This is a genomic window from Streptomyces daliensis (genome assembly GCF_054782395.1).
In genome coordinates this window covers 599,098-612,324 of the sequence record NZ_BAAGSO010000094.1, presented here as the reverse complement: position 1 = coordinate 612,324, position 13,227 = coordinate 599,098, and the positions used below count along the sequence as shown (strand labels likewise).

Sequence of the window (13,227 nt, the reverse complement as noted above, 5' to 3'; positions counted from 1 at the left end):
AGCGCCGCGGCCCCCTCGCCGGGGTCGTCGGGGCGAAGGTGAGGGAGGGCTCCCCGGCGACGGACGGCGTGGCGCCCCGGCAGCAATTCCCCCACCGCAGAAGGCACTTACGCGATGAGCCAGGCCACTCTTGACGCCAGTACCGACGGCGCGGCGATACCCGTCGCCGACATCTCCGGCACCGGACCCACCCGTACCCCCGTGCAGCAGGCCATGGAGCTGGCGCGTACGTACGGGCCGATCTTCAACCGGCGTCTGTACGGCCGCGACATCCTCTTCGTCAGCGACCCCGACCTCGTCGCGGAGCTGGCGGACGAGGAGCGGTTCAGCAAGGCCGTCGGGCCCGCGCTGGTGAACGTGCGCGAGTTCGCGGCCGACGGGCTGTTCACGGCGTACAACGACGAGCCCAACTGGGCCAAGGCGCACGACATCCTGATGCCCGCCTTCGCGCTCGGCTCCATGCGCGCCTACCACCCCGTGATGCTGCGCGTCGCGCGGCGCGTCATCGCCTCCTGGGACGCGAAGGCGAACCCCGCCGTCGGTACCGTCGGCACGGCGCCGCGCCCCGTCGAGGTGTCGGAGGACATGACCCGGATGACCCTCGACACCATCGGACTGGCGGGCTTCGGCTACGACTTCGAGTCGTTCGCGCGCGACGAGCCGCACCCGTTCGTGGACGCCATGGTGCGCTGCCTCGCCTGGAGCATGAAGCGTCTCGGCCGCAAGCCCGGAGCCGATCACACCGAGGAGGACGCGGCCTTCCGGGCCGACGCCGACTACCTCGCCTCCGTGGTCGACGAGGTCATCGAGTCCCGCGTCGCGGCTGACAAGGACAACGGCAGCGGCGACGGCACCGCGCCCCCCACCAGCGGCGGGGACGAGGCCGGGAACGCGCAGTCCTTCGACGACCTCCTCGGCCTGATGCTGGGCGCCGCCCACCCCGCCGACGGCACCACCCTGGACCTGGCCAACATCCGCAACCAGGTCATCACCTTCCTCATCGCCGGGCACGAGACCACCTCCAGCGCCCTCTCCTTCGCGCTGTACTACCTCGTCAAGAACCCCGCCGTGCTGCGGCTGGCCCAGCGCGAGGCCGACGAGCTGTGGGGTGATGATCCGGCCCCCGAGCCCACCTTCGAGGACGTCAACAAGCTGCGTTACACCCGGCAGGTGCTCAACGAGGCGCTGCGGCTGTGGCCCACGGCTCCCGGCTTCGGCCGCCAGGCCCGCGAGGACACCCTCCTCGGCGGCCGGTACCCGCTGCGCGCGGGCGAGACCGTCACCGTCCAGACCCCGATGCTGCACCGTGCGGCGGTCTGGGGCGACAATCCGGAGGCGTTCGACCCCGCGCGCTTCGCGCCCGAGGCCGAGCAGAGCCGCTCCCCGCACGCGTACAAGCCCTTCGGCACGGGGGAACGCGCCTGCATCGGGCGGCAGTTCGCCCTCCACGAGGCGACGATGCTGCTCGGCATGCTCCTGCACCGCTACCGGCTGATCGACCACGCCGACTACCAGTTGCGCATCAAGGAGACCCTCACCCTCAAGCCCGAGGGCTTCACCCTCACCCTCGTCCCGCGCACCCCGGCCGACCGCGCCGCCGACCGTGCGGCCTTCGACGCGCTGCCCCTCGTGACCGCTGCCACCGCCGCTTCCGCCGCGCCGGGGGAGGGGGTGCGGGACACGGCCGGGCTGCCGACGCGCGTGCGCGCGGGCACCGGGCTGCTCCTGCTGCACGGCACCAACTACGGCACCTGCGAGGAGTTCGCCGGGCGCCTCGCCGAGACCGCGGAGGGCCTCGGCTGCGAGACGTCCGTCGCCCCGCTGGACGCGTACACCGGGGCGCTGCCCACCGACAGGGCCGTCGTCATCGTCGCCGCGTCCTACAACGGCCGCCCCACCGACGACGCCGCCCGCTTCACCCAGTGGCTCCAGGAGGAGGCGGAGGCGGGCGCGGCCGAGGGGGTCGCGTTCGCCGTGCTCGGGGTCGGTGACCGCAACTGGGCCGCCACCTACCAGCGCGTCCCCACCCTCCTCGACGACCGGCTCGCGGCGCTCGGCGGCACCCGCCTCGTCGCCCGCGCCGAGGCCGACGCTTCCGGCGATCTGGACGGCGCGGTAGGGGAGTTCACGTCGGCGCTGCGCACGGCGCTCCTCACCGAGCACGGCGACCCGGAGACCGTGGGCGCAGCCGTCGCGACGGACGAGGGCCCCGCCTACACCGTCACCGAGGTCACAGGGGATCCCCTCGACGCGCTCGCCGCGCGGCATGGCCTCGTCCCCATGACGGTGACCGAGGCCCGCGACCTGACCGCCGAAGGGCACGCCCGCCGCAAGCGACTGGTGCGGCTAGCGCTGCCCGAGGGCACCTCCTACCGCACCGCCGACCACCTCGCCGTCCTGCCCGCCAACGACCCGGCACTGGTCGCGCGCGCCGCCGGGGTGCTGGGCGCGCGGCTGGACGCGGTGCTGAGCATCCACGCGGGCCGCCCCGGGCGCGGCAGCCTGCCGGTGGACCGGCCGCTGACCGTACGCGAACTGCTCACCCGCCACCTGGAGCTTCAGGACCGGCCCACGCCCGAGCAGGTCGCGGCACTGGCCGAGGCCAACCCGTGCCCGCCCGAGCGCGCGGCGCTCGCCGCGCTGGCCGAGGACCCTGAGGCGCTGGCCGCCGACCACCGCACCCTCCTCGATCTGGTGGCGGACCACCCGGCGCTGCGCGAGGCGCTGACCTGGCCGCTGATCCTCACGCTGCTGCCCCCGATGCGCATCCGCCACTACTCGGTCTCGTCCTCACCGGGCGACCTGCCGGGCCACGCCGATCTGATGGTCTCGCTCCTGGAGGCCCCGGCCCGCTCGGGGCGCGGCACCTACCGGGGTACGGGCTCGGCGCACCTCGTCGCGCTGGCGCCCGGCGACACCGTGCTCGCGCGCGTACAGCCGTGCCGTGAGGCGTTCCGCGTCCCGCACGCGGCCGACGTCCCCGTCCTGATGGTGGGCGCGGGCACCGGGCTCGCGCCGTTCAGGGGCACGGTCGCCGACCGTCGCGCGCTGCTGGAACAGGGCGCCGAACTGGCCCCGGCGCTCCTCTACTTCGGCTGCCAGGATCCGGAGGCGGACTTCCTGTACGCGGACGAACTGCGCGCGGCGGAGAGCGTAGGCGCCGTGTCCCTGCGCCCGGCGCACAGCAGGAGCCCGCGTGACGGCGTCCGCTTCGTGCAGCACCGCGTCACCGCCGAGGCCGACGAGGTGTGGCGGCTGCTGGAGGAGGGCGCGCGGGTGTACGTGTGCGGCGACGGTGCCCACATGGCGCCGGGCGTGCGCGAGGCGTTCCGAGAGGTGTACCTGCGGCGGCACCCGGACGCCGGTGCGGAGCGGGCCGCCGACTGGCTCCAGGAGCTGACGGCGCAGGGCCGCTACGTCGAGGACGTCTACGCGGGCTGAGCCGCCCCGTCCCGCCCCACCCTGTCCCACCTCGTCCTATGGCCCCCGGGGCCCGGCGCACCACGCGCCGGGCCCCGGGGGCGTTCACGGCCGTTTTCCGGCCGCCGCTCCGGGCGCTTCTCCGCCCCGCCGACGTAGGTGAGATCCCTTGACAGCCAGCGCCGATGCTGGATTACTTGACCGCGCCGCAACGCTAACCGAATGGTCGGTCGGGCCGGGAGAGGTGGTGGAAGACGCATGTCGAGTGCGACGCACGAGGGACCACCGAGACCGGAAAAGCCGGGAACGCGGGGGAAGCCGGCGGAGACGATGTTCGCCGCCGACCGGGCGTCACAGGGGCTCGGGATCAGGCTGCTGAGCGCCGACGACGGCGCGGCGGAACTGCGGATGACGGTGAGCCCGGACATGGTCAACGGCCACGGCACCGCGCACGGCGGCTATCTCTTCCTCTTGGCCGACACCGCCTTCGCGTGCGCCTGCAACAGCCATGGCCCGGTCACCGTCGCGGCCGGCGCGGACATCTCCTTCGTCGCCCCGGCCAGGGAGGGCGATGAACTGACCGCGGTCGCCACCGAACGCACCCGCTACGGCCGCAGCGGCATCTACGACGTGAGCGTCCTGCGCGACGGCGAGGTGATAGCGGAGTTCCGTGGCCGCAGCCGTACCGTCCCCCGCGTGGAAGGAACCCGAGCATGAGCGACTCCATAGCCCCCGCCGCGCCGCGGGCGACGGGCGCGGAGCCCTTGCCCGCCGCGCTGCGCGACGCGGGCGAGCGGATGAGCCGCGAGGAGCTGCGCGCCCATCAGCTCACCCGGCTCCAGGAGACGCTGCGCACCGCGTACGAGAACGTCGCCATGTACCGCGCCAAGTTCGACGCGGCGGGTGTACGGGCCGAGGACTGCCGCACGCTGGAGGACCTGGCCCGCTTCCCCTTCACCACCAAGGCGGATCTGCGCGAGTCCTACCCCTTCGGGACGTTCGCCGTGCCCATGGACCAGGTGCGCCGCGTCCACGCCTCCAGCGGCACCACGGGCCGTCCCACCGTGGTGGGTTACACCGAGAACGACCTCTCGATGTGGGCCGATGTGGTGGCCCGCTCGATCCGCGCGGCGGGCGGCAGGCCCGGCCACAAGGTGCACATCTCCTACGGGTACGGCCTCTTCACGGGCGGACTCGGCGCGCACTACGGCGCCGAGCGCGCGGGCTGCACCGTCATCCCCGTGTCCGGCGGCATGACGGCACGTCAGGTCCAGATCATCCAGGACTTCGAGCCCGACATCATCATGGTCACCCCGTCCTACATGCTCACGCTGCTCGACGAGTTCGAGCGCCAGGGCGTCGATCCGCGCGGCACCTCCCTCAAGATCGGCATCTTCGGCGCCGAGCCCTGGACCGAGGAGATGCGCCGCGAGATGGAGGAGCGGCTCGGCATCCACGCCGTCGACATCTACGGGCTGTCCGAGGTCATCGGCCCCGGCGTGGCCCAGGAGTGCGTCGAGACCAAGGACGGGCTGCACGTGTGGGAGGACCACTTCTTCCCGGAGGTCGTCGATCCGCTGACCGACGAGGTGCCGCCGGAGGGGGAGGAGGGCGAGCTGGTGTTCACCTCGCTCACCAAGGAGGCCATGCCCGTCGTCCGCTACCGCACCCGCGATCTGACCCGGCTGCTGCCGGGCACGGCCCGTCCGGCCTTCCGCCGTATCCAGAAGATCACGGGCCGCTGCGACGACATGATCATCCTCCGTGGCGTGAACATCTTCCCCAGCCAGGTGGAGGAGATCGTGCTGCGCACCCCCGGACTCGCCCCGCACTTCCAGCTCCACCTGTCCCGCCGTGGACGCATGGACCACATGGCGGTGCGCGTCGAGGCCCGCACGGGCACGGGGGTGCCGGAGCGCGAGGCCGCCGCCGCTTCCGTCGCCAAGGAGATCAAGGACGGGATCGGCCTCAGCGTCGACGTGGAGATCGTGGACCCGGAGACACTGGAGCGCTCCGTCGGCAAGATCCGCCGCATCGTGGACGACCGCCAGAAAGAGTGACGCGGGAGCGGGAAACGGCGGTGGCGAAAATGAGCGCATGGGGGCATGCGGGCATGGGAAAGTTCGGTAATTCGGAAATTCCGAAACGCGGCCTGCGGGAAAATAATCCGACCGCGCCCCGCCCGGCCGTATAAAGAGACCGGCCGTATAAAGACATACCGCGCGACCGCGCGGAAAAGCGCGTGTGCGAGGGGCCGTGAATTCGTCGCGCGCCTATTCGACCACTGTCACCTCTTCGCATGTGTATGGCGAAGAAGAATCCGCACCGCGCCGGTACCGGAGTTAGCATCCAGCAACACCCGGCACCTGCGCTGTTGTTCGCGGAACCGACAGTCCGCCGATGACGGGTCACCGCCCCGAACGAGACGCGATTGTCGAAAGCGGTCCATGAGTTCTCCGTCAGTCCCTCCCCCGCGCACCCGGCACACGCGGCAGTTGCTGTGGCCCCTGGCGCTGCTTCTCGCCCTGTGCGCGGTCGCACTCCAGGCAGCCGCCTGGACGGCCTGGCCGCGCGACGCCGCGCTGGTCGCCACCGGCGTCACCCTCGGCCTGGCAGTCTGCCTCGTACCGCTGTGGCGCGGGCACCGCGCCGACCGCAGAAGCGCCCTGCGGCACGCCGAGCACGCCGAACAGCTCCAGCGGCAGCACAGCGCGGCCGGTGCCGAATACGACCAGCGGTGGAGGGAGTGGGCCCGGCAGCGGGACGAGGCGCTCCGGATCACGCTGGAAGCCTTCGGCGTCCAGTTGCGCGCGATCCTGGACGACGAGGACCCAGCGCGTACAGTCGCGGACGCGCCCTGCGACCCATGGCTGCGCCGACTCCTCCACACCCTGCTCGACATGGCCGACGAGGCGGCCGAGGACCACCAGGACGCCTATGAGCACGCCCTGCTCACCCTCGCGGCACGCATGCAGTCCGGCGCGCTGCGCGTGGAGGAGCGGGCCCGCGCGCTCTACGACGCGCACGACCCCGCCGTGGTACAGCTCGGGATGGACCTGAGCCACCAGGCCAACCACCTCGTCCACCTCGCGGGCGGAGTCAAGATCATGGGCGGCGAGTGGACGGGCCAGCAGTGGCAGAGGCCCATCGCCGTGGCTGACGTGGTCCAGGCGGCGTCGGGCCGCATCCCCGACTACACGCGCATCTCCCTCACCGGCGATCCGGACGTCGCGGTGGTGCCGCACGCGGCGGAGTACCTGATCCACCTCACCGCCGAACTGCTCGCCAACGCGACGACGTACTCCCCGCCGGGTTCCGCCGTGTACGTGCTGGTGGAGGCGGACCAGCACGACGTGGTGATCCAGATCGACGACCAGGGCCTGGGCATGACCGAGGCCCGGCTCAACGCCGCGCGCCGGATCGCGGCGGGGGAGCGGCTGGTGACGCTGCGGACGCTTCCCGGTCCGCAGACGGGCCTGCCCGTCGTCGGCAACATCGCCCGCCGCTTCGACATCGACGTGCATCTCGACCCTTCCCGGTACAAGGGGGTGCGCGCCATGGTGCGGGTGCCCCAGGACATCCTCCAGCCGCTGCCGACGGAGTCCTCCGGGGTCTCCAGGTCCTCCGAGCGCGACGGGCCCCTCGTCCCCGCGCAGCACCAGCTTCCGGCCGGGGCGCAGCCGCCCGCCACGGCAACGCCGGAACCCGGTCCGGAGCGGACGGCACCCGCGCCCGCGCGTGTGCCGGTGCCCGCGTCCGTGCCTGTTGCGGAGCGCACCGCCTCGGGCCTGCCCAAGCGCCGTGCCGACAGGCAGCCGGAGCACGGCGGCACCCCACCCTCGGCCGACGCCCCTTCCGCGGCCGAGGGCCCGGACCGCGCGGCCCCCAGGTCGCCCGAGGAGGCCGGGCAGTGGCTCGGCACCTTCCTGGGTGCGGGACGTGGCAGCCGTACCGAAACCGACGCGTCGCGAGGGTGACTTGAGCATGGACAACGAGACCGACACCGACACCGTCACCGACACCAAGACCGATACCGGCGCCCGGACCGACACCGACACCGACAGGGCGTGGATGATGCGGGAGGTCGTGGAGGTGGCGGGCGTGCGCCACGTCGTGGTCCTCAGCGCCGACGGCCTGCCCACCACACGGTGCGGGAACACGGACAGGGAGACCGGCGAGCGGGTGGCCGCCGCGGCCTCCGGGCTCGCCTCCCTCGGCAGGGGCCTGGCCGCCGAGTTCGGCACCGGCGGACACGCGTACCACCAGACGCTGACCGAGTTCGACGGCGGATTCATCTTCGTACGGATGGCGGGGGACGGCTCCTGCCTGGCCGTCGTCACGGACGCCAGGGTCAACGCCGGGGAGATCGGCTACCGGATGGCGCTCCAGGCCCAGCGCTTCGGCGAGCACCAGGGCACGCCGTACCGAGAGCAACCGGTGCCGTGAGGGGGAGCGGAACCCGGCGGCGCGACGCCGTACCCGGTTACGTGCTCACCAGCGGGCGGTCCGACACCCCCAGCGAGCTGGGCTGGGGTCTTGAGACCCTGCTGAAGCCGACCTGTTCGCCGCACCCGCTGCCTCCGGACGCCGGGAGCAGGGGCCACCGGCAGTTGCTGCGCGAGTGCGGCGCGGGCGTGACCTCCGTCGTCGAGGCGGCGGCGCAGCTCGGGCGGCCCGTCAGCGTCGCGCGGGTGCTGGCGGGCGATCTGGTCGCCTCCGGCCATCTGACGGTTCCGGCGCCACGGCGGCCGGAACAGAACCATGAGCCCAGCATCGAATTGCTTCAGGAAGTGTTGGATGGCCTTCGCAACAAAGAATTCGCCTGAGCGCGACGACGCGCACGCGCACTCCGACCCGGACCCGCACCCGGACGACGCCCACCAGGACGACGCGCACGCGCACCTGCCGGACACGGTCACGCAGGCGGTCAAGATCCTGGTCGTCGGCGCGTTCGGCGTCGGCAAGACCACGCTCATCGGTTCCGTCAGCGAGATCAGACCGCTGCGCACCGAGGAGCGGATGACCCAGGCGAGCGTCGGCGTCGACGACCTGCGCGGACTGGGGGCCAAGTCCGAGACCACGGTCGCGATGGACTTCGGCCGCATCACCCTCAGCCCGTCCCTCGTCCTCTACCTGTTCGGAGCGCCGGGCCAGCGGCGCTTCTGGGAGCTGTGGAAGGGGCTGGTCACCGGCGCCATCGGGCTCCTCGTCCTGGTGGACACCCGCAGGATCGAGGACAGCTTCGAGGTGCTGGACCAGTGGGAGCGCTACAGCCTCCCGTACGTCGTGGCCGTGAACCGCTTCCCCGACAGCGCCCAATACGAGGACGGGGAGATCCGCGAGGCACTGGACCTGCCCGCCTCGGTCCCCGTCGTCACCTGCGAGGCCACCGACCCGCGCGCGTCGCAGCGGGCCCTGGAGGCGCTCGTGCGCCACGCCATCGAACAGCACCGCCACGCGGCGCGGGAGGCCCTCGTATGACGTCGCACCAGCCGCGCGAACCCCGTGCACCGCACGAACCGCACGACGACCAGGCCGCCTCCCCGAGCCCGCTCCCGCTCCCCGCGTCGGGCCCCGTCCCGCTGACCGTCTTCACCCAGGCCCAGGACCCGCACCCCCTCTACCGGCGGCTGCGTGCCACGCACGGCCCTGTCGCCCCGGTGCTGCTGGAGCCGGGGGTCACCGCCTGGCTCGTCATGGGCGTCGAGGAAATCCGCGTCATCACCGAGCGGGAGAAGCTCTACTCCCGCGACGCCCGCAACTGGCGCGACCTCGACGAGGGCAGGGTCCCGCCGGACTCCGGGCTGATGCCGATGATGGCGTACCGCCCCAACGTCGTCGGCGCCGACCTCAAGGAGCACAGGCGGCTGCGCGGGCCGCTGGACGACGGCGTCGCGCGCTTCGACCACCGCACCCTGCGCCGCCAGGTGCGCCGACGGTGCGAGACCCTCATCGACGGCTTCGCCGAACGCGGCTGGGCCGACCTCATGGGCGACTACGCCGCGCACGTCCCCATGCTCGCGCTCGCCGCCCTCTTCGGTCTCGACGCGGCGCAGGGACACGAGCTGCACCGTGCGCTCATCGCGCTGTTCGGCAGCCAGGACGACTCCCAGGAGGGCAACCGCACCTTCGAGGAGATCCTGCGCGACACCCTGCACGCCAGGCAGCGGCAGCCCACCGACGATCTGACCAGCGCCTTCCTGAGCCACCACGATCTGCGTACCGAGGACGAGGTGCTCCAGTCCATGGCCGCGATGATCTCGGCGGGCAACGAGGCCACCACCTGCTGGATCGCCCACACCCTCTACCGCGTGATCACCGACCCCGCCTTCGAGGCCCGGCTGCGCGGCGGTGACCTGGGCGTGGACGAGGCGCTGGACGAAGTGCTGTGGCACGAACCGCCCATGACCCACATGCCCGCGCGCTACGCGCTGCGCGACACCGAACTGGGCGGGCGCCGCATCCGCCGCGGCGACTGCCTCGTCCTCGGCCTCAACGCGGCCAACGCCACCGACCCGCGGCTGCCTCCCCTCGACCGGCGCCCGCCCGGCAACCGCGGCCACGCCGCCTTCTCGGCGGGCCCCCACATGTGCCCGGCACAGGACGCCGCGCGCCTGATCACCCACACCGCCGTGAACACCGTGCTGCACCGGCTGCCGGGGCTCCGGCTGACCATCGGCCCGGAGGAGGTGACCTTCAACCCCTCGCCGTGGACCCGCCGCCCCACGACGCTGCCCGTGGTCTTCAGCACGCCTCTTCGCCGCACCCCGTCAGCGCGTCGCGACCGCGCACGGGTCCGCTCCGGCACACCTGCGGGCAGCGCATGAGGCTCGACGGGCCGTAGGGCTCACGTGGTCACCCGGGTTGCGCCGCTCACTCCGGCCAGGGCGAGTTCCGGATCACCTCGACGAAGTCGCCCCGGCGGAAGCCGGGGACGAAGTGCTCCAGGACGTCCGCCTTCACGTTCCCGAACGTCGTATCGGGCTTGGGCGCGATGCCCTCGGTGAACGCCTCCAGGATGCGGCGCTTGAAGTCGGGGCGCGGATGCAGGGCGGTGATCTCGGTCCGCTCGGCCTCGCCGATGTCGTGGTAGCCGATGCCCAGCACGTCGTACTCCACACCGGCGGTGACCAGTGCGACCTCGGGCTCCATGAATTCCGGGATGCCGGGAGTCGTGTGCAGGGCGATGGCCGTCCACACCCGGCGCACGCTGTCCTCGGGGACGCCATGGGCGTGCAGGAAGCGGCGCGCGGCTTCGGCGCTGTCCACCTCGAAACGGCGCCCGCTGTCCTGGAACTCCTCGCCCAGGCCGAGGTCGTGGAACATCGCGCCGATGTAGAGGAGTTCGGGGTCGAAGCTGAGCCCCCGGTTGCGGCCCTGGAGACTGCCGAACCAGAACACGCGGCGGGAGTGGTGGTAGACGAGATCGCCGACGCTGTCCCGTACGAGTTCGGTCGCCTCGGCGGCGAGCCTGGTGTCGGGCACGGTCACGCCTGCGGCGGTGGCGCCGTGGTCTGTCATGACGGGGCTCCTTCGGTGCGGCCGTGGTGAGGCAGGGGGGCGACGGTGGGGACGGTGTCCTCCGGACGGCGGGACGTCAGCCGCCCGGCCGCCCGTGAGGCCTCACCAGCAGCAGGGCGATGTCGTCCGTGCGGTGCTCGCAGTGGCCGATCAGGCTGTCGGCGAGCTGCTCGACGGGCTCGTCGGCCACGGCCTCCAGCAGGGACGCCAGCGCGGCCGTCGAGTCCGCCGGGTCCTCGCCGGGCGTCTCCACGAGGCCGTCGGTGTAGAGGGCCAGCACCGCGTCGGGCGGGAGGGAGACCTCGCTGGGCTGGTACGTGCAGTCCGCGTCGATGCCCAGCAGCAGGCCGGGCGGCACATGTACGAGCGAGGCGCGCCGGTCGGCCGAGCACAGCAGCGGCGGCGGGTGTCCCGCCGTGGCCAGGCACGCCTTGCCGTCGGCCAGGTCGATGTGCGCGTACAGGCAGCTCGCGAAGAGCCCCGGATCGAGGTCGGTGAGCAGCCGGTTGGTGCGGGCGAGTACCGCCTCGGGCGGCGCGCCGGCGGTGGCGTGCGCGTGGACGGCGGTGCGGACCTGGCCCATGAGCGCGGCGGCGTTGACGTTGTGCCCCTGGACATCGCCGATGACGGCGGCGTACTCCGTGCCGCCGAGCTGGATCAGGTCGTAGAAGTCGCCGCCGATGTCCATGCCGTGCGTCCCCGGCAGGTACCGCGCGGCGATGTCCAGCCCCGGCACGGACGGCAGCGCCTTGGGCAGCAGCGCCTCCTGGAGGGCGTGCGCGAGCCGGTGCTTGGTGTCGTAGAGCCGTGCCCGGTCCAGGGCCTGCGCGATGAGCCCGGCCAGTGAGGTCAGCACCGCGCGCTGGTCGGCGCTGAAGGGGTGCGCGGCGTCGTAGGAGAGGACGCACACGCCGATGGGCCGCCCCGAGGCGATCAGGGGGAGCACCGCCCAGGCCCCCTTCGTCGACTTGCGGGCCAGCTCGGGGTGGACCTGCTCCATCTCCCGCCAGGAGGGGAAGAACGCCGGTTCGCCGGTGGCCACCACCCGCGCGGCCGGATCCTTGCCGTCGCGCAGCGGGGCACCGTCGAACTCCTCGACGAGCGCCGAACGGTCCCCCCTGTGGCCCACGAGCCGCAGCCTGCCGCTCTCGGTGAGCATCAGGGTGAGGGTCTGCGCCTCGAAGGCGGGCATGATCTGCTCCGCGAGCAGGTCCAGCACGTCCCGCACCCCGGCGGCCTCCGTCAGTCCGGCGGCGAGCGGCATCAGGTAGTAGAGGGACCCGACGGGCGTGTGGCCCTTGTCCGGCACCGGCCTCAGCGACGCTTCCGCCTTGGTGATCCGGATGCTCACCCCCGTGGCGCCCGGATACAGGTCGAAGGACAGCCGCTCGCCCGGCGGGCGCAGGACGGAGTACGAGGTGGGCTCGCGGCTGATCACCGCGGCGCGGTACCTGTCCTCGAAGACGGGGTCGTTCAGCCACGGCAGCACGTCCCACGGCATGGCGCCGAGCAGATCGTCCACGGTGCTGCCGAGCAGATCGGCGCCGGTCACGCTGCTGAAGGTGATGCGGCCCTCCAAGTCGAGGGCGAGGGCGCCGTCGGGCAGCCGCTCGGCGTACTCGGCGGCGGCCGGGGCCTCGCCCGCCTGCCGCTGTCTGACGGGCGGCGGCTCGATCGCCCGGGGGCGCGGTGCGGGCCGCAGTGGCTGGCCGATCGTCGCCGCGTGCGCGAGGAAGCGCCCCATGCGGCGGCAGGCCGCCGTGATCCGGCTGCGCTCCCGCGCGGTCAGCTCCCCGGGCCGCGAGCCCGGCCACAGCAGCGCGAGGACACCCCACGGGGTGCTGCCCGAGGTGACCGGGGCCTCGGCCTGCGCGAAGGGGTACGGGGTGGACAGCGCGGCCTTCGGGTAAGCGGAGGCCAGGTGCTCCTGGTCGGCGAGCCAGATCAGACGCTGGTCGCGCAGGGCGTCGGCCACCGGGGTGGTCCCGTCCATGCGCAGCCGTAGCCAGGGTGAGGCGAAGTCGATGGGCAGCCCCGTGATCACCTCCATGGAGAGCATCTGCTCGCGCGGCTCCACGAGGTAGACGAGGCCGACGTGCGCGCCCACCTCGCGCACGGCGTCGAGCAGGATGCGGTCCAGGCCGTTCCGACGGGAGTCGGCCCCGGTGCCCGGTGTCGTGCCCGTCACGTCCGCCACCTCCTCGGCGATGAGCGGCCACGACCATCTTCGCCTCGCGGGGCCCGTGGCGCACTGCGACGGACACGACCGGCGACGGGGCGGGGCTC

General features: G+C 72.9%; 10 protein-coding genes. 8 read left to right on the top strand and 2 right to left on the bottom strand.

The genetic code is table 11. The annotated features are described in order from the left end of the window. Positions 1-114 precede the first annotated feature (114 nt). The 8 genes from ACYVOO_RS25165 to ACYVOO_RS25130 all read left to right on the top strand — a co-directional run bounded on the left by ACYVOO_RS25165 (position 115) and on the right by ACYVOO_RS25130 (position 10,247). Positions 115-3,441 (top strand): bifunctional cytochrome P450/NADPH--P450 reductase, encoded by a 3,327-nt coding sequence (locus ACYVOO_RS25165; protein WP_461017959.1) that lies wholly within the window; start codon positions 115-117, stop codon positions 3,439-3,441. A gap of 309 nt (positions 3,442-3,750) precedes the next feature. Continuing rightward, positions 3,751-4,137, top strand: a complete 387-nt coding sequence (gene paaI, locus ACYVOO_RS25160; RefSeq protein ID WP_461017958.1) for a hydroxyphenylacetyl-CoA thioesterase PaaI — start codon at positions 3,751-3,753, stop codon at positions 4,135-4,137. Continuing rightward, positions 4,134-5,480 (top strand): phenylacetate--CoA ligase PaaK, encoded by a 1,347-nt coding sequence (gene paaK, locus ACYVOO_RS25155; RefSeq protein WP_461017957.1) that lies wholly within the window; start codon positions 4,134-4,136, stop codon positions 5,478-5,480. Before paaI ends, paaK begins: the two co-directional genes overlap by 4 nt. Before the next feature lie 387 nt (positions 5,481-5,867). Next, complete coding sequence (locus ACYVOO_RS25150) at positions 5,868-7,397, top strand: ATP-binding protein (RefSeq protein WP_461017956.1); 1,530 nt, start codon at positions 5,868-5,870, stop codon at positions 7,395-7,397. Positions 7,398-7,404: 7 nt separating this feature from the next. Next, a complete protein-coding gene (locus tag ACYVOO_RS25145; protein WP_461017955.1) occupies positions 7,405-7,866 on the top strand; it encodes a roadblock/LC7 domain-containing protein in 462 nt (153 codons plus the stop codon). Continuing rightward, positions 7,863-8,246: a DUF742 domain-containing protein gene (locus ACYVOO_RS25140; RefSeq protein WP_453345891.1), complete on the top strand. Its 384-nt coding sequence runs from the start codon at positions 7,863-7,865 to the stop codon at positions 8,244-8,246. Before ACYVOO_RS25145 ends, ACYVOO_RS25140 begins: the two co-directional genes overlap by 4 nt. Next, entirely contained in the window at positions 8,218-8,901 is a 684-nt protein-coding gene (locus tag ACYVOO_RS25135) for a GTP-binding protein (RefSeq protein WP_461017954.1), read from the top strand. The genes ACYVOO_RS25140 and ACYVOO_RS25135 overlap by 29 nt, the downstream gene beginning before the upstream one ends. Next, the gene (locus ACYVOO_RS25130; RefSeq protein WP_461017953.1) at positions 8,898-10,247 is read left to right on the top strand and encodes a cytochrome P450 family protein; all 1,350 of its coding nucleotides are present in this window, start codon (positions 8,898-8,900) and stop codon (positions 10,245-10,247) included. Before ACYVOO_RS25135 ends, ACYVOO_RS25130 begins: the two co-directional genes overlap by 4 nt. A 46-nt stretch (positions 10,248-10,293) precedes the next feature. Here ACYVOO_RS25130 and ACYVOO_RS25125 read toward each other — a convergent pair whose 3' ends face one another. Together ACYVOO_RS25125 and ACYVOO_RS25120 are read right to left on the bottom strand one after the other, a co-directional pair. Further along, positions 10,294-10,941, bottom strand: coding sequence for an HD domain-containing protein (locus ACYVOO_RS25125; RefSeq protein WP_461017952.1), 648 nt, complete (start codon positions 10,939-10,941; stop codon positions 10,294-10,296). A 76-nt stretch (positions 10,942-11,017) separates the two neighbouring features. After that, on the bottom strand, positions 11,018-13,129 hold the full coding sequence (locus ACYVOO_RS25120; protein WP_461017951.1) for a SpoIIE family protein phosphatase: 2,112 nt from the start codon (positions 13,127-13,129) through the stop codon (positions 11,018-11,020). Positions 13,130-13,227 lie beyond the last annotated feature (98 nt).